The organism is Lysobacter sp. cf310 (assembly GCF_900114355.1).
In the GTDB taxonomy this organism is placed as follows: domain Bacteria; phylum Pseudomonadota; class Gammaproteobacteria; order Xanthomonadales; family Xanthomonadaceae; genus Lysobacter.
Window position 1 is genome coordinate 617,411 of the sequence record NZ_FOSS01000001.1, and the last position, 20,488, is coordinate 637,898.

Sequence of the window (20,488 nt, forward strand, 5' to 3'; positions counted from 1 at the left end):
TTCGGTTTCCGCTGGAAGCCGATCGACGACCTGATGGTCCGCGGCAACTGGTCGGAAGGCTTCCGCGCTCCGTCCATCGCCGAGCTGTTCACCGGTCAGTCGGACACGTTCCAGACCATCTCCGATCCCTGTAACGGCTCCTTGCAAGGCGTGCCGAACGCCGATCGTCCGGCGTCCTGCGCCGCCGTCCCGGCATACGCCCAGGGCAATACCCAGATCCGCACCACCACCGGCGGCAACCCGGACCTGGGGCCGGAGAAATCCATCTCCAAGACCCTGGGCGTCGTGTACAGCCCGAGCTGGGCCGCAGGTCTGGATATCTCGCTGGACTGGTGGGAGATCGAAATCGAGGAAGGCATCACCAGCCTCAGCGCCCAGACCATCGTCAACAACTGCTACCGCAACAACGACCCGGCCGCCTGCGCCCTTATTTCGCGTGCGGCGGACGGCCAGATTTCGGGCCTGAAGGCCACGCCGAACAATGTCGGCAGCATCTTCAACGAAGGCTACGACCTGACCGTGGGCTACAAGCTGCCGGAAACCTCGTTCGGCAAGTTCCGCTTCGTGTGGGATAGCACGTATCTGGTCAAGTCGACGGTGGACGGCAACGCCGACGGTCTGATCAGCGAAGATCCGGTCCAAGGCGACGGCGGCAACCTGGTCGGCGAGTACATCGGCGGCTCGGGGCGCTCCAACAACTGGCGCATCCGCTCCAACCTGATGGTCAATTGGGAAAAGGGCGACTTCGGTGCGAGCTGGTTCGTCCGCTACTACTCCAGCCAGGAAGAGCAGTGCCAAGGCGTCATCTTCGGTCAGCGCTTCAACCTGTGCTCGGATCCGAACCGCTTCACCAATCTGGACAGCAACGACACCGACCTGCTTCCCGACGGTCCGCGCGCGCGTCCGCAGAACCACATCGGCGGAACCACGTATCACGATGCCGCCGTGTACTTCAACGCACCGTGGAACGCCAAAATCACGGTGGGCGTGAACAACCTGTTCGACAAGGATCCGCCGCGCTCCGCGTCGACCTTCGCCAACAGCTTCGACCCGCAGTACGAAGTCCCGGGCCGCTTCATCTACTTCCGCTACGCGCAGAAGTTCTGATCGACCCGCAACACCCGCTGCAACGACTACGGCCCCTCATGGGGCCGTAGTTTTTTTGCGCGACGCCCATCTCAGCGCCTGGCATCGATCGGTCTAGGACGCTGCCTCGGGCCGATGAAGGCCACTCGGCCTGCGGAGCTCGCAACGGCACCGGACGGCAGGACCGGAAGCGACCGCCAGGTGTCGCTGGGGAATCGCAAAATCGCACCGGCCCTTAATTCGATCCGCGGATTCCACCCCCGCGGCCCCCTGCAACGACCTGGACGGGCTTTTTTGCCGGCAATCTCACAAATTCAAGAGACTGCCCCCAGTCAGTTAACGACACTTTAATTAGTTTCCGGGGGCGGCTAGTATCGGCCGCAGCCTTGCCGACTTAGGCCGTTCTTTTTGCGCCACCCGGCGGGCTCCCATGGGACACCAAGACTGACTTGGAGAGAGAGATGACCTTGAAGACCACCCAGCTCCGCGAGGCGATTACCTTCGCCCTCGCAGTGGGCGCCACCGCTGCCGCAGGCACCGGCGTCGCCTTTGCTCAGGAAACCGAAAAAGAAGCCACCACCCTCGACCGCATCGAGGTCACCGGTTCGCGCATCAAGCGCGCCGACATCGAGACCTCGCAGCCGATCTTCTCGCTCAGCCGCGAAGACATCACCGCCCAGGGCCTGACCTCGGTCGGCGACGTGATCCAGAACATCACGGCCAACGGCTCGACCCTCAATAGCACCTTCAACAACGGCGGCAACGGCGAAACCCGCGTCAGCCTGCGTAACCTCGGCTCCAACCGCACCCTGGTGCTGGTCAACGGCCGTCGTTGGGTCGGCGGCACCGGTCTCGGTGGCGCAGTCGACCTCAACACCATCCCGACCGCCGCGGTCGAGCGCATCGAAGTCCTGAAGGACGGCGCCTCGACGATTTACGGCTCCGACGCCATCGCCGGCGTGGTCAACGTGATCCTGCGCCAGAACTTCGAAGGCGCCGAAGCCAACGCCTACCTGGGCGCGTTCGACAAGGGCGACGGCTTCCGCCAGTCCTACGACTTCACCATCGGCACGACCTCGGATCGCTTCAGCGCGATGCTGGGCTTCGGCTATGTGAAGGAAGAGCCGGTCATGGCCGGCGACCGCTACATCTCCAAGGAGCCGATCATCGGCACCGGCAACGCGTTCGGTTCGGGCACCAGCCCGGGCGGCCGCTTCGCCCTGTGCCCGGGCGGCTACGTCAATGGCGCCTGTACCGGCGCCCAGACCAACTTCAACGGCGGCCCCGGCACCTTCACGTATGAGCCGGGCGGCAACAGCGCCCCGCGTCCGTACGTCGCGCCGGGCGATGTCTACAACTTCGCGCCCGAGAACTACCTGCTGACCCCGCAGGAGCGTCGTTCGGTCTTCGCCGCCGGCACCGTCGACATCACCGACAACCTGCGCTTCAAGACCACCATCACCTACAACCAGCGCGAGTCCGAGCAGCTGCTCGCCTCGATGCCGGTGGTGCTGGGCACCGCTCCGGGCGCCACGCCGCAGGGCCAGCAGATCTTCATCAGCCGCAACAGCATCTACAACCCGTTCGGCCAGGACATCTCGCGCATCAACCGCCGCATCACCGAGTCCGGCGGTCGTTCGTTCAACCAGAACGTGTCCACGTTCGCGATGAACGCAGGTCTGGAAGGCACGCTGACCTTCAACGAGAAGTACTACGACTGGGAAGCCGGCTATTTCCGCGGCGAGAACAAGGCCAATAACACCACCTACGGCCTGTTCAACATGATCGCCCTGCAGCAGGCGCTGGGCCCGTCGTTCCGCGACGCCCAGGGCGTGGCCCGTTGCGGCACCCCGACCGCGGTCATCGCCGGTTGCGTGCCGCTGAACCTGCTCGGCGGCGTCGGCAGCATCACGCCGGAAATGATGAACTTCGTGTCGTTCACCGCGCACGACGAGTACAACTACGTCCAGCAGAGCTACTACGCCAACATCGGCGGCGACCTGTTCAGCCTGCCGGGCGGCCCGCTGGGCTTCTCGTTCGGCCTCGAGCACCGCACCGAGTCCGGCTACGACTCGCCGGACGCGCTGATCAACTCGGGCAACACCACCGGCAACAGCCGTACCGCCACCAACGGTTCCTACTCGCTGGACGAGGCCTACCTCGAACTCGCGATCCCGGTGCTGGCCGACGTGCCGTTCGCCAAGCTGCTCGACTTCTCGGTGGCGACCCGCTACTCCGACTACAGCAACTTCGGCGACACGCTCAACAGCAAGTTCGGTTTCCGCTGGAAGCCGATCGACGACCTGATGATCCGCGGCAACTGGTCCGAGGGCTTCCGCGCGCCGTCGATCTCCGAGCTGTTCGCCGGTCAGGCCGACTCGTTCCCGACCCTCAGCGATCCCTGCAACAACGCCAACTTCGGCAACCAGAACCCGGCCGGCCAGGCCCGCTGTATCGCCGAAGGCGTGCCCAACGGCGGCTACCAGCAGGACAACCAGCAGATCCGCATCACGGTCGGCGGTAACCCGAACCTGAAGCCGGAACGTGCCGAGACCAAGACCCTGGGCCTGGTCTACAGCCCGAGCTGGGTCGAAGGTCTGGACATCAATCTGGACTGGTGGAACATCAAGATCGAGGACGCGATCACCACGATCGGCGGTGCCGGCATCATCCAGCAGTGCTTGGATAGCGCTGGCGCCGGCCCGACCTGCGCCCTGTACACCCGTCGCGCCGACGGCAACATCCAGACCCTGCTCAACACCACCACCAACATCGGTGGTACGGAAGTCGAGGGTTACGACCTGACGGTCAACTACCGTCTGCCGGAAACCTCGTGGGGCCGCTTCAGCTTCGTCTGGGATACGACCTACCTGGCCAGCCAGAAGGACGATATCGACGGCGACGGCCGCTACGGCGAAGACGAGCAGAAGGTGCCGACCGTCGGCCAGCCGTTCTTCTTCAACGAAGGCGGCAACCAGGTCGGCGAGTACGACGGCCCGAACCAGCTCAACGCCTGGCGTGTCCGCTCCAACCTGGCCACGCGCTGGGAGAAGGGCGACATCGGCGCGACCTGGAACATCCGCTACTACTCGTCGCAGACCGAAAACTGCCAGGCTCTGGAAGACTACGGCTACGCCTTCCTGTGCTCGGATCCGGACCGCATCGTCGCCATCCCGACCGATGCCAACAACAACGGTGTGTGGGACGGCGTGGGCGGTGGCGACACCTTCACGCAGCGTAATGCGGCGGAGCGCCACATCGGCGCGACGACGTACCACGACGCGAGCTTCTACTGGAACGCTCCGTGGAACGCGAAGATCACCATCGGCGTGAACAACATCTTCGACAAGAACCCGCCGGTGTCGGTCACCACCTTCGCCAACTCGTTCGATCCGCAGTACGAAGTCCCGGGCCGTTTCGTCTACTTCCGCTACGCGCAGAAGTTCTGATCGAACCGCTCCACGCAGTACCCGCTACGGCCCCGAAAGGGGCCGTAGTTCTTTGCGGGCCCGGGCCTGCGCCGCTCCTCTCGTGTCGCGTTACACTCCCGACGCGGCCGCGCGCGCGGCCTCCGATCCCGGAACCGCACCATGCCCTTCGAGCTCTACCCCGCCTTCTCGGTCCCGTTCGCGCAGGACGTCCTGCCCAACCACCAGGCGATCAACGCCGAACTCAAGGCCTTGCTGTTGGCGCGCGAGGCGCAGGGTTCGCGCTACGCCAATCCCAACCCCTCGCTGGCGCTGCAGCAGGGCGTGTTCGAGAGCGAATTCGTGCTGTTCTCCTGGCCGGAGACCAGCGTGCAATTGCTGCGCCAGTTCTGCTGGAACACCCTGGGCCGCGCGATCCAGGAGCTCAACGGCTACAGCGCCGCCGAAATGGCGCGCCTGCAGATCTTCTCCCATACCTGGTACCACATCACCCGCCACGGCGGTTTCACCATCACCCACACCCACCCGATGGCGTCGTGGTCGGGGGTGTACTGCGTGGATCCGGGCGAGACCCCGGAGGACCGCCCGGAATCGGGGGTGCTGCGCTTCCATAACCCGCACTACTACAGCAACCAGTTCGTCGACCCCGGCAACCAGCGCCTGCAGACGCCGTTCCATCACGGCACCTGGAACATCCGCTTCTCGCCCGGGCAGCTGATCCTGTTCCCGTCCTGGCTGCCGCACGAAGTGCTGCCGTTCTACGGCCGCGACGAGCGCATCACCATCGCTTTCAACTGCTGGTTCTCGATGAAAGACGCCGCCTGAGCGGCGGCGTCGTTTCCTGGCCGCGGGCGCCCGGCTCAGTCGAGCTGCAGGGTCGCATCGCCGGAGAAGGTCTCCATGTGGATCTCGCCGCTGCCGCTGCCGTAGCGGTGCTCGAAGTTCGAGCCCGGGCCGTGCTTGGGCTTGACGATCTGCGCGTCCGGCGCCGACAGGTCGCCGCTGAAGCTCTGCCCGTGCACGGTCGCCGACAGGTTGCGCGGCAGGGCCAGGTGGACGTCGCCGCTGACGGTCTCGACCGAGATCTCGCCGTTGGCCGCCAGCGCGGTGCTCAGGCGGATGTCGCCGGACACCGAGTTGCCGTTGAAGCGGTGCAGCGCCGATTCGCGCACGGTCACGTCGACCCGGCCGGACACCGTTTCCACTTCCACGTCGCCGTCCAGGCGGCCGCGCAGCTGCAGGTCGCCGCTGACCGTCTCGGCGCTGACCTTGCCGCTGTTGAGGGTCAGGGTGAGGTCGCCGCTGACGCTGTCGATGCTGGCCTCGCGCGGCGCCGCGGCCACGGTCACGTCGCCGCTGACGCTGTCGATCGACAGCACCGAGGAGGCCACGCCGGTCACGTCGATGTCGGCCGAGACGCCGTCGATCTCGACGTCGGCGCGCAGCGGCAGGGTCACCTTGAGGTCGGTGGGCTCGCTCTTGTCGCCGCCGACCAGGAAGCCCATGCCGCTGCCGCGGTTGGGGTATTTGACCTTGATCGACAGACGCTCGCCGTTGCCCTCGATCTCCAGCTTCTCGACGCCGTTGCCGAGGCTGCCTTCGATCTTCACTTCCGGACGGTCCCAGGCGCGCACGTCGATGCGGCCTTTGACGTTCTCGATCTCGACCCGTCCGCGCGGATCCAGCGGGCGGGTCTGGTTGATGGGGGTGGCCGCAAACGCCGGGGCGGCGGCCAGATAGGCCAGTCCGAGGGCGAGTCCGAGCTGGCTTGCTTTGTGGAATGCGCGGGTCATGGTCGTCCTCCGGGGATCAGGTGTAGGCCACGCGCTGGGCGAGCGCGAGGCGTCGTGCGTAGGTGCGGCGCAGCTGCTCCAGCAGCAGGCGCGAGTCGGGGTCGTGGGCCAGCGCGTCCAGGATCAGCGCGGCGTTGCGGTCCAGTTCCTCGAACGCGGGCTGCAGGGCGGTCGCGTTCGGGGCCGGGGCGGCGCGCTGCATTTCCTGCATCGCGGCCTGGTACTGCAAGGTCATGCCGGCGGCCTCGCGCTGCAGCAGCGATTCGCTGCGCGCCTGCGGGGCGTCGTTGGCGGCCTGGTCGCGCCAGACGCCGGTGAAGCCGATCGCCAGCGCCAGGGTCGCGGCGACCGCGAACGGCGCCAGCCAGCGCGGCCGCGGCGTGCGTACCGGCGCGGCCACCTGCGGCTGCAGGCGCGCGGCGATGCCCGGCCACAAGTCGTTGGCCGGCGGCTCGTCGCGGCGCAGCGCGCGCAACTGCCAACGCAGGGCGTCGGGCAGTTCGCCGTCCGACGCGGGCTCTCGATGTTCGGTGTTCATGCCTGTCCTCCTAGCCGTTCGCGCAGCAATCCGCGCGCCCGGTGCAATTGCGCCTTGCTGCTGCCGACCGCCATGCCGAGTTCGGCGGCGATCTCCTCATGCTTCCAGCCTTCCACGTCGTACAGCACCAGCACCGCGCGGGCCCGCGGCGGCAGGCTGGCGACCGCGCGCTCCAGGTCCATCGACAGCGCGGTCACGTGTCCGGCCGAGTCGGCGCTGCCGACCAGCTCGAACGCGTCCTCGTCGCCGTCCTCCTGCGGCTTGCTGCGCCGGCTGCGCAACTCCATCAGCGCGGTATTGACCGCCAGCCGGTGCAACCAGGTGCTGAAGGCGGACTCGAACCGGAACGCTGGCAGCGCCTGCCAGGCGCGCACGAAGGCCTCCTGGGTGAGGTCCTCGGCACGTGCGCCGTGGTGGCCGACCAGGCGCGCGATCACGCCATGGACGCGGCCGGCGTGGCGGCGGTACAGGGTCTCGAAGGCCGCGGTCTCGCCGCGCGCCGCCGCCCCGACCAGGTCGCGGTCGTCGGCCGGTGTCGCTTCGTCTGGCAGGGATTCGGTCACGGCGGTCAGCATAGTCATTCCGATGCCCCGCCATCCGGGAAGGTTTAAGCCGCCGCCGTGCCGGCGCGCGGCCGGCTCAGACCAGCGCGCCCAGTCCCTGGATCAGCGGCTGCAGCTGGGCCTCGTAGGGCGACCAGGCCGAGCTGCGGTTCTTGATGATGCCGCCGCGCATCTGCGGGCTGCTGGCGGTGGCCACAGCGCCGGCGCGGTCCAGGGTGGTGGCCGCGGCGTCCCAAGGCAGACCCAGGAAGTCCAGGACCTGGCGCATCACGCCTTCGGGGTCGGCGACCAGGGCGTCGTAGCGCACGTCCATGATCCGGTCCGGCATGACCTCGTGCCAGTGCGCCATCAGGCGCTGGTACTGGCCGAACCACTCCACCAGTTCGTGCTGGTCGTAGGAGAAGGTGTTCACGTCCGAGAACATGGTGCGCAGGTTGGAGAAGCAGGTGTCGACCGGGTCGCGCACCATGTGCAGGATGCGCGCCTGCGGCAGCGAACGGCCGATGAAGCCCACGTTGAGGAAATTCGAGGGCAGCTTCTCGGTCAGGTAGGGCCGGTCCTTGGCGCGCCAGGCGCTGCGCTCTAGGAAGCGCTGGCCGACCTGGGCGTAGTCGACCTTGGCCGCGCGCCGCACCAGTTCGGCGTCGAGCACGGCCTTGTTGCGGTAATCGGCGCCGTAGCGCATCTGGGTGGTGAAGGCGTAGGTCTCGCCGCCGTCGGACACCATCGGGTGCCCGCCCAGCAGCTGCTCCAGCAGGGTGCTGCCGGAGCGGTGCATGCCCAGGATGAACACCGGCACGTAGGGGCCGGGTTCCTGGGTGACCGGACGCACGAACTCGGCATCGCATAGCCGGGTCAGGCCTTCGAACATGCGCCGCGCATCGAGGCGGTCGTGCGGGGTGAGCTGGCGCTTGATCCGGCAACCGCGATCCAGCGCCTGCCAGGATTCCTCGTAGCGGCCCAGGTCGTGCAGCTCGTTGTGCAGGGCGAAGGCCAGGTAGGCCTCGCTCTCGCTGGCCGGTTTGGCGGCGCGAATCTGGGTGAGCATGCGATCGACGTGATTGGACTCGGCGGTCTGCTTGCGCAGGCGCGACAACACCCAATGCGCCTGCGCCATGTTGGGCTGGCGCGCGATCGCCAGCTCCAGCTCGCGCTCGGCTTCCTCCATCTGCCCGAAGAACATCTGCACCACGCCGCGGAAATAGCGCATCGGCGCATGGCGCGGATCGCGCATCGCCGCCACGTCGAGGATCTGCAGGGCCAGGGCGTTGTCGCCGATGGTGCTGACCAGCATCGCCAGTTCGGTCAGCCACTCCACCGAGCGGCGTTCGCGCCAACGCGAATGCTCCACGCATTCCAGCAGCGCGCCGGGTTCGTTGAACATGCGCAGCGCGCGCGCCAGGGTCAGCACCGCCTCGTCCGAGCTCGGACGCCGCGCCAGCGCGCGCATCGCGTAGTCGTGGCCGAGCCGGTAGCGGCCCACCATCAGCGCCAGCCGCGAGGCGCGCAGCAGGGCCTGGACGTGGTGGGGATCGACCGCGAGCAGGTTTTCGAAGGCTTCGAGCGCGGCGTTGACCTGGCCCTGCCGCGCGTGATCCTCGCCCTGTCGCCAGAGCTTCTGCACCTGATCCTGGCTCATGCCGTCGGACCCAGGGCCACGCGTTCGAACTTGATCGCGAAGGTGTAGCGCGGCGCGTAACAGATCCGGTTCGGCGGACGCCCGGCGTGCTTGATCGCACCGTCGAAGATCACCAGCCGGCCCGGCCGCGGGGTGAGCGCGCAGGCCACTTCGTCGGCGGCATCGTAGAACATGGTCTCGCCACCCCACTCCAGATCCCAGTGCTCGCACAGGTACCACAGCGCGGTCAGATCGCGCTGGTCGGGCAGGCAGTCGGTGTGGGTGAACAGCATGTCGCCGAAGCTGGCGACGTTGGTGTAGGCGCGATACGGCTTGTAGCCGTAGCCCTGGCCGGTGAAGCCCAGCACCGCGCGCCGGGTCAGGTCGAAGATCGGCTGCTGCACCAGGGCCTCGAGTTTCACCTCGGTGGCCCAGTGCTTGTAGTCGTTGGTCTCCGGCCGCGCGACCTCGGTGCGCGTGAACGGCGCGCGCGCCAGGCTGCGCACGTAGTCGCCGACGTTGGACAGCAGGCCGTCGTACACCCGCAGCGGGCGGCCGTCGATCAGGAGTTCACGACTGGCCGCGATCGCGGCGGGGTTTGCGACGGACATGCAGGTCTCAGCGGGCCAGTGCGGCGGCGATGCGTTGCTGTTCGTCCTTCAGCGCCTGCGGCATACGCGGACCGTACTCGTCCAGGTAACCGCCGATGCTGGCGAACTCGGCGCTCCAGCCGGCGTGGTCGAAGCCGAACAGCTTGGCCTGGGCCTCGTCGGACAGGCTGACGCCGTCGAGATTGAGATCGGTCGGCGCCGGCAGATGGCCGATCGGCGTTTCCACCGCGCCGGCCTCGCCCTTGACCCGTCCGATCATCCACTCCAGCACGCGCAGGTTGTCGCCGAAGCCCGGCCACAGGAACTTGCCGTCGTCGCCCTTGCGGAACCAGTTGACGTGGAAGACCTTGGGCAGCTGGGCCTGGGCGCCGTCGAACGACAGCCAATGGCTGAAGTAATCGGCGAAGTTGTAGCCGCAGAACGGCTTCATCGCCATCGGATCGCGGCGCATCACGCCGACCGCGCCGGTCGCGGCGGCGGTGGTTTCCGAGCCCATCGCGGCGCCGACCAGCACGCCGTGGGTCCAGTCGCGCGCCTCGAACACCAGCGGCACCAGCGAGGCGCGGCGGCCGCCGAACACGATCGCCGAGATCGGCACGCCCTGGGCGTCCTCGGCCTTGTCCGAATAGCTCGGGCACTGCTTGGCCGACACGGTGAAGCGCGAGTTCGGATGCGCGGCCGGGCCCTTGGCCGGGTCGTAGGGATTGCCGCGCCAGTCGGTGACCGGGGTCTGGCCGTTGTCCAGGCCTTCCCACCAGGGCTGGCTGTCCGCGGTGACGCCGACGTTGGTGAAGATGGTGTCGTGCTGGATCGTCGCCAGCGCGTTCGGATTCGACTTGCTCGAGGTGCCCGGGGCGACGCCGAAGAAGCCGGCTTCCGGATTGATCGCGTACAGGCGGCCGTCGGCGCCCGGGCGCATCCAGCAGATGTCGTCGCCGACCGTCCAGACTTTCCAGCCGGCGTCGCGATAGCCCTGCGGCGGAATCAGCATCGCCAGGTTGGTCTTGCCGCAGGCCGAGGGGAACGCCGCGGCGACGTAGTGGGTCTCGCCCTGCGGGTTCTCGATGCCCAGGATCAGCATGTGCTCGGCCAGCCAGCCTTCGCTGCGCGCCTGGTGCGAGGCGATGCGCAGGGCGTGGCACTTCTTGCCGAGCAGGGCGTTGCCGCCGTAGCCGGAGCCGAACGACTTGATCGTCAGCTCCTCGGGGAAATGCATGATGAAACGGCGCTCGGGATCGAGCTCGCCGATCGAATGCAGGCCGCGCACGAACGCCCCCTCGCGCTCGATCCGCGCCAGCGCCGGTGCGCCCATGCGGGTCATGATGCGCATGTTGGCGACCACGTAGGGGCTGTCGGTGATCTCCACGCCGCAACGCGACAGCGGCGAATCGATCGGACCCATGCAGTACGGGATCACGTACAGGGTGCGGCCGCGCATGCAGCCCGCGTACAGCGCGTCCATCTTGGCGTGCGCCTCGGCCGGCGCCATCCAATGATTGTTCGGGCCGGCGTCCTCGGGCGAGCGCGTGCACACGAAGGTCAGGTGCTCCACGCGCGCCACGTCGTCCGGATGCGAGCGGTGCAGATAGCTGCCCGGATGGGTCTGCTCGTTGAGTTTCTCCAGGGTGCCGTCGGCGAGCATGCGCTCGATCAGCGCGGCGTTCTCCGCATCGCTGCCGTCGCACCACTGGATGCGGTCGGGACGGGTCAGGGCCGCGACCTGCGCGACCCATTCGTTCAATGCGGCCAACCGGCTGCCAGCGCTCCCCAGCGCGGGTGCAGTCGGTACGTCTTTGGAAATGGCGTTCACGGCAAGGGCCTCCAGCCGGGGGACTGTTTAAGAGTTAGGGATGAGCGTGGCCATCATGTGCTCGACATAGGCCTCGAATTCGTCGTGCTGCATCCGCGTCTGGTGCAACTGCAGATTGAGCTGCAGGAAACCGACGTAGGCGGCGTACAGCAGTCGCGCGCGATGTTGCGCGTCGGTGCGGCTGAGTCCGGCCTGGCGGAAGGATGCGGTCAGGTAATCCAGCCGGCGCTCGGAGACGCGGCCGATCACCGGCTGCACGGCCGGATGGTCCAGCGCCTTGAGCAGCTCGGAATAAATGATGTGCGACTTGACCTCGTGGGCGACGAGGTGGAACAGCGAGCGCAGGCGCTGGCGCGGATCGGGGATCGGCTCGAGCTGACCGAACACGGTCTCCTGCTCGACTTTCTCCCAGCGCTCCAACGCCGCGACCAGCAAGGCGTCGCGCGACGGGAAATGCCAGTAGAAGCTGCCTTTGGTCACGCCGAGCCTGCGCGCCAGGGGTTCGACCGCGACTGCGGCCACGCCCTGTTCGGCGATCAGGTCTAGGGCGGCCTGCGCCCAATCGTCGGCGCTCAGGCGGCCGTTGCGTTCTTGCTTGGTCTGGACGGGCTGGCTCATGGATGACAAGTGTAACCATACGCCACCGACGGGAACAGTATGCACCGCAGCATCGGCGAGTTGACAGCGGCCGGGGAACCTTACCATACTCGTGCGTATGTTGAGCGTTTGATGCTGGCGTTTGAACGCGGCGCGGCCCGCAAGCCCACGCGCAAGGCACTCGCATCACGCCCGCCCGACTAGCCTGAGCCTAGCCAACACGTCGTAATACCGCTGGAGCGTCGCCATGAGCATCGCCATTCCCTTCCTCGCTTTCCTCCTTATTGGTGCGATCGCCGCCTACCACCGGCTGCGTCTGCCGGTCTGGGCCGCCCTCACCGCGACCGTGCTGGTCGCTTGCTGGCTGTTCGGCGCCAATCCGATCGCGACCATCGTCGCGGCCGCGATCGTGGCCCTGATCGCGGTGCCGCTGCTGATCCCGCAGATCCGCCTGCCGCTGATCACCAAGCCGCTGCTGGGCTTCTACACCAAGATCCTGCCGCCGCTGTCGGAAACCGAGCGCACCGCGCTGGAAGCCGGCACGGTCGGTTTCGAGGGCGAACTGTTCTCCGGCAAGCCGGACTGGGATGCGTTGCTGTCGCAGCCCAAGCCCGAGCTCAGCGTGGAGGAACAGGCCTTCCTCGACGGCCCGGTCGAAGAGCTGTGCAAGATGACCAACGACTGGGAAATCACCCACGTCTACGCCGATCTGCAGCCGGAGCTGTGGGACTACATCAAGAAGAACAAGTTCTTCGGCCTCAACATTCCCAAGGAGTTCGGCGGCCTGGGCTTCAGCGCGCTGGCCAACCACAAGGTGATCCAGAAGCTGGCCTCGGTGTCGAGCGTGGTCAGCTCCACCGTCGGCGTGCCCAACTCGCTGGGCCCGGCCGAGCTGCTGATGCACTACGGCACCCAGGAGCAGAAGGAACACTACCTGCCGCGCCTGGCCGACGGCCGCGAAGTGCCCTGCTTCGGCCTGACCGGTCCCTGGGCCGGTTCCGACGCCACCTCGATTCCGGACTACGGCATCGTGACCATGGGCGATTGGAACGGCGCGCGCGTGGTCGGCGTCAAGCTCACCTTCGACAAGCGCTACATCACCCTGGCGCCGGTCGCGACCCTGATCGGCCTGGCCTTCCGCATGTACGACCCGGACGGCCTGATCGGCGACAAGCGCGACATCGGCATCACCCTGGCGCTGCTGCCGCGCGACACCGCCGGCGTCGAAGTCGGCCGCCGCCACTTCCCGCTCAACAGCACCTTCCAGAACGGCCCGATCCACGGCAAGGAAGTGTTCATCCCGCTCAGCCAGCTGATCGGCGGCGAAGCCTACGCCGGCAAGGGCTGGCAGATGCTGGTCGAGTGCCTGTCGATCGGCCGCTCGATCACCCTGCCCTCCACCGGCAGCGGCGGCGCCAAGATGGGCGCGATCGTGACCGGCGCCTACGCGCGCATCCGCAAGCAGTTCGGCCTCTCGGTCGGCCGCTTCGAGGGCGTCGAGGAAGCGCTGGCGCGCATCGCCGGCCACGCCTACGCGGTCAGCGCGCTGTCGCAGGCCACCGCCGCGGCGGTCGCGCGCGGCGAAAACCCGGCCGTGCCCTCCACCATCGCCAAGTACCACTGCACCGAGATGGCGCGCGAAGTCGCCAAGGACGTGATGGACATCCACGGCGGCAAGGGCATCATCCTGGGCCCGAAGAACTACGCCGGCCGCAACTGGCAGGCGCTGCCGATCATGATCACGGTCGAGGGCGCCAACATCATGACGCGCTCGCTGATGATCTTCGGTCAGGGCGCGATCCTGTGCCACCCGTGGGTGCTCAAGGAAATGAAGGCGGCGATGCTGCCGGACAAGAAGGAAGCCCTGCGCGAGTTCGACAAGAACCTGTTCGGCCACATCGGCTTCGCGATCTCCAACGCGGTGCGCAGTTGGTGGTACGGCTTCACCGGCGCGCGCATCGGCGCCGCCCCGGGCGATACCTACACCCGTCGCTACTACCGCAAGCTCAACCGCTACTCGGCGACGCTGGCGGTGATGGCCGACACCTCGATGCTGCTGCTGGGCGGCAAGCTCAAGTTCAAGGAGTCGCTGTCCGGGCGCCTGGGCGACGTGCTCAGCCAGCTCTACATCGCCAGCAGCATGCTCAAGCGCTACGAGGACCAGGGCCGTCCGGTCGGCGACCAGCCGCTGCTGGCCTGGGCCTTCCACGACGCCGTGCACAAGATCGAGCTGGCGCTGTCGGGCGCGCTGCGCAACTTCCCGATCCGTCCGGTCGGCTGGCTGCTGTGGGCGCTGATCTTCCCCTGGGGCCGCCGCGCGCAGGCCCCCAGCGACCGCCTGGGCCACCGCGCCGCGGCGCTGCTGATGTCGCCCAACGACGCCCGCGACCGCCTCGCCGAGGGCGTGTTCACCACGCCTTGCGCGAACAACCCGGCCGGTCGCATCAATAGCTACCTGCAAAAGGTGATCCTGGCCGAGCCGGTGGAGCGCAAGTTCCTCAAGGCGCTCAAGAACAGCGACATCGAAGCGCTGGACTTCGCCAGCCAGCTCGACGAGGGCGTGCGCGAGGGCTGGATCACCGCCGAGGAGCGCAAGCAGCTGGAAGAACTACGCGAGATGACCATCGATGCGATCAGCGTCGACGACTTCGACGCCGAAGAGCTGCGCTCGGCCGGTTACCGCGGCCTGCACGACCACGGCCACGACGCGCGCGCCGCGGCCTGACGCGGGCGCCGGCGTGCCACGCCACCACGCATGATCGCAACGGCGGGCCTTCGGGCCCGCCGTTTTCGCATGCGGCGGCGACCGGCGTCTGGCGGCCCACCCCATTCGATGCAGCGCGCGTCGCCGTTCGACGCGACGAGCGCGCCCTAGCGGAACCCCCGACATGAGCAGCAACGTCCTCGCCCTGTACCGCAAGTTCGAACGCATGCCCGCCGGGCGCTGGCTGTTCTCGCGCGCGGTCTGCCTCAAGGCGCCCTACTTCGCCAGCATCTCGCCGCGCTTCGTGTCGCTGCAACCCGGCCGTTGCGAGGCCAGCCTGCGCCACCGCCGCCGCGTCACCAACCACCTCGGCACCGTGCACGCGATCGCGCTGTGCAACCTGGCCGAACTCACCGCCGGGGTCATGACCGACGCCACGATCCCGCCGAGCATGCGCTGGATCCCCAAGGGCATGACGGTCGAGTACCTGAAGAAGGCCACCGGCACCATGCACGGCATCGCCACGCCGGATATCCCGGTGGTCGAAGCCGCGTCCGGCTACAACCTGCCGGTCAGCGTGGTGGTCAACAACGACGCCGGCGAGGCGGTGTTCCGCGCCCGCATCGCGATGTGGGTGTCGCCGCGCAAGTGAGCGCGATTCCCGGTCGTTTGCTGCGGGACATTCGGTCGGTGGCGGCACAATCCGCGTCGCGGGCATCGGCTAGAGTGCGGCCATGAGCGCGCATACCTGGATCTGGCTGGGCGGCCTGCACAGCCTGGCTTTCGCCGCCTTCCACCTGGCGTTCTGGAAGCTGTTCCGCTGGCGCGACACCCTGAAGGCCGCGACCGTCGCCGATCGCGCGATCCTGCAGATCCTCAACCTGCGCCTGATCTACGTATTTCTGGGCGTGGCCGCGCTGTGCTTCTTCTACACCGACGAATTGCAGGCCAGCGCGCTAGGGCATGCCGTGCTGGCCGGCATGTCCTTGTTCTGGGTCGGACGCACGATCGAGCAGTTCGTGTTCCTGCGCATCAACCGGCCGCTGGTGCATGTGCTGACCGCGCTGTTCGTGGTGGGCGCGGTGGTGTTTGCGATGCCCTTGCTGGGTTGAGGGGTTCGCAGGCGCGCGCTGGACGAGCCCGATCAACCCGCCAGACACAGCGCCGCGATCGCCGCCAGCGCCGGCACCGCCTGCACGAAGAAGATGCGGCGGTTGACCGTGGCCGCGCCGTAGACGCCGGCTACCACCACGCAGCCCAGGAAGAACAGCGCCACGTCGCGGCGGCCCCCGGCCGCGGCCCAGATCAGGCCGGCGGCGAGGAAGCCGTTGTACAGGCCTTGATTGGCGGCGAGCACCTTGGACTGCTCGGCCTTCTCGCGCGACTGGCGGAACACCTTCAAGCCCGCGGGCCGGGTCCACAGGAACATTTCCAGGACTAGGAAGCCGGCGTGCAGCGCGGCGACCAGCAGGATCAGCGAGACGGCGAGCAAGGACATGGCGGCTCCGGCAGGATTCGATCCGGCCTAGTCTAGGGCCGGAAGCGCCCGCGCGCTCAAGGCCGCAGCTGCACGCCCTGGCGCAGGCCGAACTCGGTCTGCGCGTCGTAGCGGCGGGTCAAGGCGGTGTAGCGCCGCAGCTGCGCGCGCGCGGCATCGTCCAGCGCGCGCCGCAGAAGTTTGCAGTCGGGCGCCGACCGCCGCGCCAGCATCGCGTCGCGCACCGCGAGCACCGCCTCGCGGCCGTGCTGGACGTGGCCGGCCTCGTGCGCTTGCAGGCTTTTGTAGAAGCGCCGCCACTCGCGCGCCAGGTCGCTGTCGACGCGCGCGCCGCTCCACTCCGGCAGGGTGGTCACGATCTCGGCGCCCACCGTCACCGAGATCAGTTCGCAGCGATCGCGGCGCGGTAGCGACTGGTAGGTCCAGGTCACGTTCCAATCGGTGCTGCCGGCCAGGCGGCGCCCGCCGTAGGCGTGCTGCGGGCCGTACTGGCGCATCTGCCCGGCCAGCTCCAGCGCGCTGCGCCCGAAGATGCGGTAGGTCGCGACGCGCTCTTCGATCGAGACCTCGGCGGTCGGCGCGTCCTGCGCGGCGCAAGGCAGCGCCAGCGCCCACAACGCCATCGTCCATCGCCATGCGCGTCCGCCTGCGGCCATGCCTCAGCGCTCCTCCGTCGTGCTAACGACAGGCGCGGTCGCGATCGCGGCCCTGCCCGCACAAATGCAGCCTGGAAATCTCCGGCGGCACGCCGAACCGGATCGGCAGGATGCTGGTGCCGATGCCCTGGGTCACGAACAACTGCCGCCCGCCCTCTACGAAATGCCCGACCGGATACGCGCCGTCGGCCTCCTTCCACAAACCCGGCCGCCCCAGCAGCGGAAACGCGATCTGGCCGCCATGGGTATGCCCGGCCATCACCAGCGAGGCGCGCGCAGGCATGCGCCGGAACACCAGCGGATTGTGCGTGATCGCCAGGGCCGGGGCTTGGTCATGGATTGCGGAAAACGCACGCGCGACGTCGTGCGGGGCCTCCAGCAGGTCGCCCACGCCGACCATCCACAGGCGGCAAGGGCCGAGCTGCACTTCGCGCGCCTGGTCCTCCAGCACCACCACCCCGGCCGACTCCAGCGCGCGTCGCACGCGCGCGCCGTCCTTCCACCAATCGTGATTGCCGAGCACGGCGTACACCGGTTTGCGCGCGGTCAGCGGCTTGAGGTGCTCGGCGACGGTCTCGGCGGGGATGTAGGTGCCCAGGAACACGCTCAGGATCACGTAGTCGCCGGCCATCAGCACCGCCTGCGCGTCGCTGGCCGCGAGCCGCGCGACCAGGCGGTCGAACTGCGCCACGCCGTTGCGCGGCGAGCCCACGTGCAGGTCGGACACCAGGTCCACCCGCAGCCCATCGCATTCGCGCGGCCAGTTCGGCAGGGCGAAGGCGTAGTCGCGTTGGGTCAAGGACCCGGGCTCGATCACGCAGCCCCAGACCGCGAAGCTCAGCACCAGCAGGGCGAGGATGCGCGCGCTCCAGCGCCGCCGCCACGCCCACCACCGGCGCGGCGCGCTCATCCCGCCTTGGGCTGGGCCTGCGCGTGCCAGGCCGCCAGCACTTCGGCCTCGCGCGCGGCCGACAGGCCGGCCTTGGGCTTGGCGCGGCGCGCGGCGGGCAGGCCGCGCCAGTACGCGAGGGTGTCGCGCACCGTGTCGGGCAGCGGCCGGTAACGCAGGCCCGCGGCCTGGGCCTTGGCGCTGCTGATACGGCCGAAACCGGCGTACTCGCCCTGCGCCGGAATCCACACCGGCATGTCCTGCCAGGGCCCGACCTTCTGCGCTTCCAGGAACGCCGCCGGCACCCAGGTCAGGGTCGACTTCGGCGCTTTCATCTGGCCCGCGATCTGCTGACAGGTCGTCAACAACTCGCCCATGCTCAGCTTTCCGGCCGGCGCATCGGCGTTGTAGATGCCGGTCTTGCGCTGCTCCAGCATGCGCAGCAGGAACGCCGCCAGATCGCGCACGTCGATGAACTGGGTCGGGTCCTGCGCGCTGCCGGGCGCGAGGATCTCGCCGCCGCGGTCGGCGCGCGCCGGCCAGTAGGTGAAGCGGTCGGTGGTGTCGCCGGGGCCGACGATCAGGCCCGGCCGCACCACGGTCACGCGGCCCGGCATTTGCGTTTCGGCCGCGCGCTCGCACAGCGCCTTGAGGCCGCCGTAGGTTTCGCCGGTCACCTCGGTCACCGTGGGGTCGGCGAGCTGCGCCAGCGGCGCGCGCTCGTCCTGGTTGGGGGTGTCGGTCTTGGCGTAGACCGAGATCGTCGAGACCAGCAGGTATTGGCCCACACGCGATTCCAGCAGCTGGGTCGAGCGGGTCACGTCGGCCGGCAGATAGGCCGAGGTGTCGAGCACCGCGTCCCAACGGCGGTCGCCCTCCAGCGCCTTCATGTCGGTCTTGCGGTCGCCGTGCAGTTGTTCGATGTCGCGGAAATCCTCGCCCGAGAAACGCTCCGGATTGGTCTTGCCGCGATTGAACAAGGTCAGCGTATGCCCGGCCTTGCGCGCGGCCTCGACGAAGTGCGGCCCGAGAAAGCCGGTGCCGCCCATGACCAGGATCTTCATCGGCTTCGGGCGCGCCTTGGCGCTTGCGAACCCGGGCAGGGCCAGCAGGCTGGCGCCGGCGAGGCCGGCAACGAGAAAGTCGCGGCGGTCGGTCATCGGTCGGTCCCCGGCGTGGTGGCGTCGACCGGCAGCGTGCGCTGGGCGCGGATCAGCCGCCATGCGCCGAAGGTCATGCCCAGGGCGACGCCGATGCCGGCCACGAACACCACGCGCGAGCCGAACAGCGCCAGCGCCTTGTGCAGCCAGACGAAGGTCAGATCGCCGCCACGGTAGACCACGGTGTCGATCACCGCCTTGGCCTTGTAGCGCGACTCGCGGTCGACCCGGGTATACAGGGTCTCGCGCCCGGGCTTGGCCAGCGAGAACTCGCCCGCGCGCGTGGCCACCTGCACGATCGCCACCAGCAGCGGCAGCGGCGACATCGCCAGCAAGGCATAGCCGAACAGGATCGCGAACGCGGGTATCAACAGGGTCGGCGCCACGCCCCAGCGCCGCAGCAGGAAGCGCGTGAGCAGCAACTGCACCAGGATGGTGGTCAGGTTCACCGCGCTGTCGATGGTCGAGTAGTAGCGCGTGGCTTCCTTCGCACCGGGATAGAACGCCTTCACGATCGCGGCCTGCTCGTTGTACAGCAGGGTGCCGACGCCGACGCCGAAGAACATCAGCATCGCCAGCGCGCGCAGCACCGGCCGCTGCCAGACCAGCTTGAGGCCGGCGACGACGGAGCCGCCCATCGCCACCTCGCCGCTGCCGCCGCCGCTGGCGCGCTCGCGCCGGATCGCCCAGACCCGCAGCTTGAGGATGCACAGCAGGCACAGGCCCAGGAAACAGGCCGACACCAGCAGCAGATTGGCCACGCCCAGGGGCCCCACCAGCACGCTGGTCAGCACCGGCCCGGCCAGCGCGCCGACCGTGCCGCCCGCGCCGATGTAGCCGTAGACGCGCTTGGCGTGCTCGTTGTCGAACACGTCGGCCATGAAGCTCCAGAACACCGTGACCGCGAACAGGTTGAACACCGCGACCCAGACGAAGAACAACGCGCCGCGGCCGGGCAGCTCGCGGTGGAAGGCCCAGTAGAAGCCGAGCAGGCAGACGATGAAGATCAGGTACACCACCGGCAGGAACACCCAGCGCGGAAAGCGCGACACCAGCGCGCCATAGATCGGCTGCAACGCCAGCATCGCCAGGAAGGTGCAGGTGAACAGCACCTGCAGGGTGAACTCCTTCAGCGACACGCCGTGGCTCAGGGCCCAGGCGATCAGGCCGGGCGGGAACACGGTCTCGATGTCGCCCGAGGCGCCCATCGCGTCGCGCACCGGGCGCAGCACGTAGTAGCCGCAGAGCAGGCTGAAGAAGTACAGCAGCGACCACCACAGCGGCGGCGAATCGGCCAGGGCGGCGCGGAAACGCGTCCAGCGGCCCTGGCCCGCGGCGTCGGCGGCGCCGACGGCAGCCTGATCGGTCACGGGCGCCGTCCTGCGGTCGGCGGTTGGCGGGGGTCGCGCGTCATGTCCTCGCTCCCGTGCGCGCTGGCCGGCACGTGCTGGCGGAACGTTAGCCCAAGCCGCCTTACCCCGCCAGCGCGACGAACCGGAGCGATTGGGAGCATTTGCTCTAATCGCCGGGCTTACGG

The 20,488-nt window shown here is 68.2% G+C and carries 18 protein-coding genes; 6 read left to right on the top strand and 12 right to left on the bottom strand.

All coding sequences use genetic code 11. The annotated features are described in order from the left end of the window. The 3 genes from BMZ45_RS02715 to BMZ45_RS02725 all read left to right on the top strand — a co-directional run. A partial coding sequence (locus BMZ45_RS02715; protein WP_139215415.1) for a TonB-dependent receptor domain-containing protein occupies positions 1-1,107 on the top strand: 1,107 nt, incomplete at its 5' end. Between the two features lie 440 nt (positions 1,108-1,547). Further along, entirely contained in the window at positions 1,548-4,535 is a 2,988-nt protein-coding gene (locus BMZ45_RS02720) for a TonB-dependent receptor domain-containing protein (RefSeq protein WP_091632132.1), read from the top strand. A gap of 141 nt (positions 4,536-4,676) precedes the next feature. Beyond that, positions 4,677-5,339 (top strand): putative 2OG-Fe(II) oxygenase, encoded by a 663-nt coding sequence (locus BMZ45_RS02725; protein ID WP_091632135.1) that lies wholly within the window; start codon positions 4,677-4,679, stop codon positions 5,337-5,339. 35 nt (positions 5,340-5,374) lie between these two features. Here BMZ45_RS02725 and BMZ45_RS02730 read toward each other — a convergent pair whose 3' ends face one another. The 7 genes from BMZ45_RS02730 to BMZ45_RS02760 form a co-directional block, all read right to left on the bottom strand. Then, positions 5,375-6,307 carry a DUF4097 family beta strand repeat-containing protein gene (locus BMZ45_RS02730; protein WP_091632138.1) on the bottom strand — a complete coding sequence of 311 codons (933 nt, stop codon included), beginning with the start codon at positions 6,305-6,307 and terminating at the stop codon, positions 5,375-5,377. 16 nt (positions 6,308-6,323) lie between these two features. Then, a complete protein-coding gene (locus BMZ45_RS02735; protein WP_091632141.1) occupies positions 6,324-6,845 on the bottom strand; it encodes a hypothetical protein in 522 nt (173 codons plus the stop codon). After that, entirely contained in the window at positions 6,842-7,420 is a 579-nt protein-coding gene (locus BMZ45_RS02740) for an RNA polymerase sigma factor (protein WP_056179657.1), read from the bottom strand. The genes BMZ45_RS02735 and BMZ45_RS02740 overlap by 4 nt, the downstream gene beginning before the upstream one ends. 64 nt (positions 7,421-7,484) lie before the next feature. After that, positions 7,485-9,047 carry a tetratricopeptide repeat-containing sulfotransferase family protein gene (locus tag BMZ45_RS02745; RefSeq protein ID WP_091632144.1) on the bottom strand — a complete coding sequence of 521 codons (1,563 nt, stop codon included), beginning with the start codon at positions 9,045-9,047 and terminating at the stop codon, positions 7,485-7,487. Beyond that, entirely contained in the window at positions 9,044-9,637 is a 594-nt protein-coding gene (locus tag BMZ45_RS21910) for a 2OG-Fe(II) oxygenase (RefSeq protein WP_091632147.1), read from the bottom strand. Before BMZ45_RS21910 ends, BMZ45_RS02745 begins: the two co-directional genes overlap by 4 nt. A gap of 7 nt (positions 9,638-9,644) precedes the next feature. Further along, entirely contained in the window at positions 9,645-11,378 is a 1,734-nt protein-coding gene (locus BMZ45_RS02755; RefSeq protein WP_254776512.1) for a phosphoenolpyruvate carboxykinase (GTP), read from the bottom strand. A 96-nt stretch (positions 11,379-11,474) separates the two neighbouring features. Next, a complete protein-coding gene (locus tag BMZ45_RS02760) occupies positions 11,475-12,065 on the bottom strand; it encodes a TetR/AcrR family transcriptional regulator (protein ID WP_056179647.1) in 591 nt (196 codons plus the stop codon). 226 nt (positions 12,066-12,291) lie between these two features. On the opposite strand from BMZ45_RS02760, the gene BMZ45_RS02765 reads away from it, so the two are divergent. The 3 genes from BMZ45_RS02765 (at position 12,292) to BMZ45_RS02775 (ending at position 15,860) form a co-directional block, all read left to right on the top strand. Continuing rightward, positions 12,292-14,769, top strand: coding sequence for an acyl-CoA dehydrogenase (locus BMZ45_RS02765; protein WP_091632150.1), 2,478 nt, complete (start codon positions 12,292-12,294; stop codon positions 14,767-14,769). 163 nt (positions 14,770-14,932) lie between these two features. After that, positions 14,933-15,400: a hotdog fold domain-containing protein gene (locus tag BMZ45_RS02770; protein WP_091632153.1), complete on the top strand. Its 468-nt coding sequence runs from the start codon at positions 14,933-14,935 to the stop codon at positions 15,398-15,400. A gap of 82 nt (positions 15,401-15,482) precedes the next feature. Then, positions 15,483-15,860 (top strand): hypothetical protein, encoded by a 378-nt coding sequence (locus BMZ45_RS02775; RefSeq protein WP_091632155.1) that lies wholly within the window; start codon positions 15,483-15,485, stop codon positions 15,858-15,860. Between the two features lie 32 nt (positions 15,861-15,892). Here BMZ45_RS02775 and BMZ45_RS02780 read toward each other — a convergent pair whose 3' ends face one another. From BMZ45_RS02780 to BMZ45_RS02800, 5 genes are read right to left on the bottom strand one after another with little or no spacing between them, the layout of a single operon-like run. Continuing rightward, on the bottom strand, positions 15,893-16,246 hold the full coding sequence (locus tag BMZ45_RS02780) for a DUF1304 domain-containing protein (protein WP_091632158.1): 354 nt from the start codon (positions 16,244-16,246) through the stop codon (positions 15,893-15,895). Positions 16,247-16,302: 56 nt separating this feature from the next. Then, positions 16,303-16,869 carry a DUF922 domain-containing protein gene (locus BMZ45_RS02785; RefSeq protein WP_217643136.1) on the bottom strand — a complete coding sequence of 189 codons (567 nt, stop codon included), beginning with the start codon at positions 16,867-16,869 and terminating at the stop codon, positions 16,303-16,305. Between the two features lie 55 nt (positions 16,870-16,924). After that, positions 16,925-17,812, bottom strand: coding sequence for a metallophosphoesterase (locus BMZ45_RS02790; protein ID WP_091632162.1), 888 nt, complete (start codon positions 17,810-17,812; stop codon positions 16,925-16,927). Beyond that, positions 17,809-18,951, bottom strand: coding sequence for an NAD-dependent epimerase/dehydratase family protein (locus tag BMZ45_RS02795; RefSeq protein ID WP_217643137.1), 1,143 nt, complete (start codon positions 18,949-18,951; stop codon positions 17,809-17,811). The genes BMZ45_RS02790 and BMZ45_RS02795 overlap by 4 nt, the downstream gene beginning before the upstream one ends. After that, positions 18,948-20,249, bottom strand: a complete 1,302-nt coding sequence (locus BMZ45_RS02800) for an NTP/NDP exchange transporter (RefSeq protein ID WP_091633993.1) — start codon at positions 20,247-20,249, stop codon at positions 18,948-18,950. The genes BMZ45_RS02795 and BMZ45_RS02800 overlap by 4 nt, the downstream gene beginning before the upstream one ends. Between the last annotated feature and the right edge of the window lie 239 nt (positions 20,250-20,488).

Excerpts from the sequence above, each read along its gene's own strand:
- BMZ45_RS02760 (WP_056179647.1), bottom strand. The coding sequence starts at position 12,065 with ATGAGCCAGCCCGTCCAGACCAAGCAAGAACGCAACGGCCGCCTGAGC.
- BMZ45_RS02745 (WP_091632144.1), bottom strand. The coding sequence starts at position 9,047 with ATGAGCCAGGATCAGGTGCAGAAGCTCTGGCGACAGGGCGAGGATCAC.
- BMZ45_RS02730 (WP_091632138.1), bottom strand. The coding sequence starts at position 6,307 with ATGACCCGCGCATTCCACAAAGCAAGCCAGCTCGGACTCGCCCTCGGA.
- BMZ45_RS02735 (WP_091632141.1), bottom strand. The coding sequence starts at position 6,845 with ATGAACACCGAACATCGAGAGCCCGCGTCGGACGGCGAACTGCCCGAC.
- BMZ45_RS02770 (WP_091632153.1), top strand. The coding sequence starts at position 14,933 with ATGAGCAGCAACGTCCTCGCCCTGTACCGCAAGTTCGAACGCATGCCC.
- BMZ45_RS02795 (WP_217643137.1), bottom strand. The coding sequence starts at position 18,951 with ATGACCGACCGCCGCGACTTTCTCGTTGCCGGCCTCGCCGGCGCCAGC.
- BMZ45_RS02740 (WP_056179657.1), bottom strand. The coding sequence starts at position 7,420 with ATGCTGACCGCCGTGACCGAATCCCTGCCAGACGAAGCGACACCGGCC.
- BMZ45_RS02765 (WP_091632150.1), top strand. The coding sequence starts at position 12,292 with ATGAGCATCGCCATTCCCTTCCTCGCTTTCCTCCTTATTGGTGCGATC.
- BMZ45_RS02720 (WP_091632132.1), top strand. The coding sequence starts at position 1,548 with ATGACCTTGAAGACCACCCAGCTCCGCGAGGCGATTACCTTCGCCCTC.
- BMZ45_RS02785 (WP_217643136.1), bottom strand. The coding sequence starts at position 16,869 with ATGGCGTTGTGGGCGCTGGCGCTGCCTTGCGCCGCGCAGGACGCGCCG.
- BMZ45_RS02775 (WP_091632155.1), top strand. The coding sequence starts at position 15,483 with ATGAGCGCGCATACCTGGATCTGGCTGGGCGGCCTGCACAGCCTGGCT.
- BMZ45_RS02780 (WP_091632158.1), bottom strand. The coding sequence starts at position 16,246 with ATGTCCTTGCTCGCCGTCTCGCTGATCCTGCTGGTCGCCGCGCTGCAC.
- BMZ45_RS02725 (WP_091632135.1), top strand. The coding sequence starts at position 4,677 with ATGCCCTTCGAGCTCTACCCCGCCTTCTCGGTCCCGTTCGCGCAGGAC.
- BMZ45_RS02790 (WP_091632162.1), bottom strand. The coding sequence starts at position 17,812 with ATGAGCGCGCCGCGCCGGTGGTGGGCGTGGCGGCGGCGCTGGAGCGCG.
- BMZ45_RS21910 (WP_091632147.1), bottom strand. The coding sequence starts at position 9,637 with ATGTCCGTCGCAAACCCCGCCGCGATCGCGGCCAGTCGTGAACTCCTG.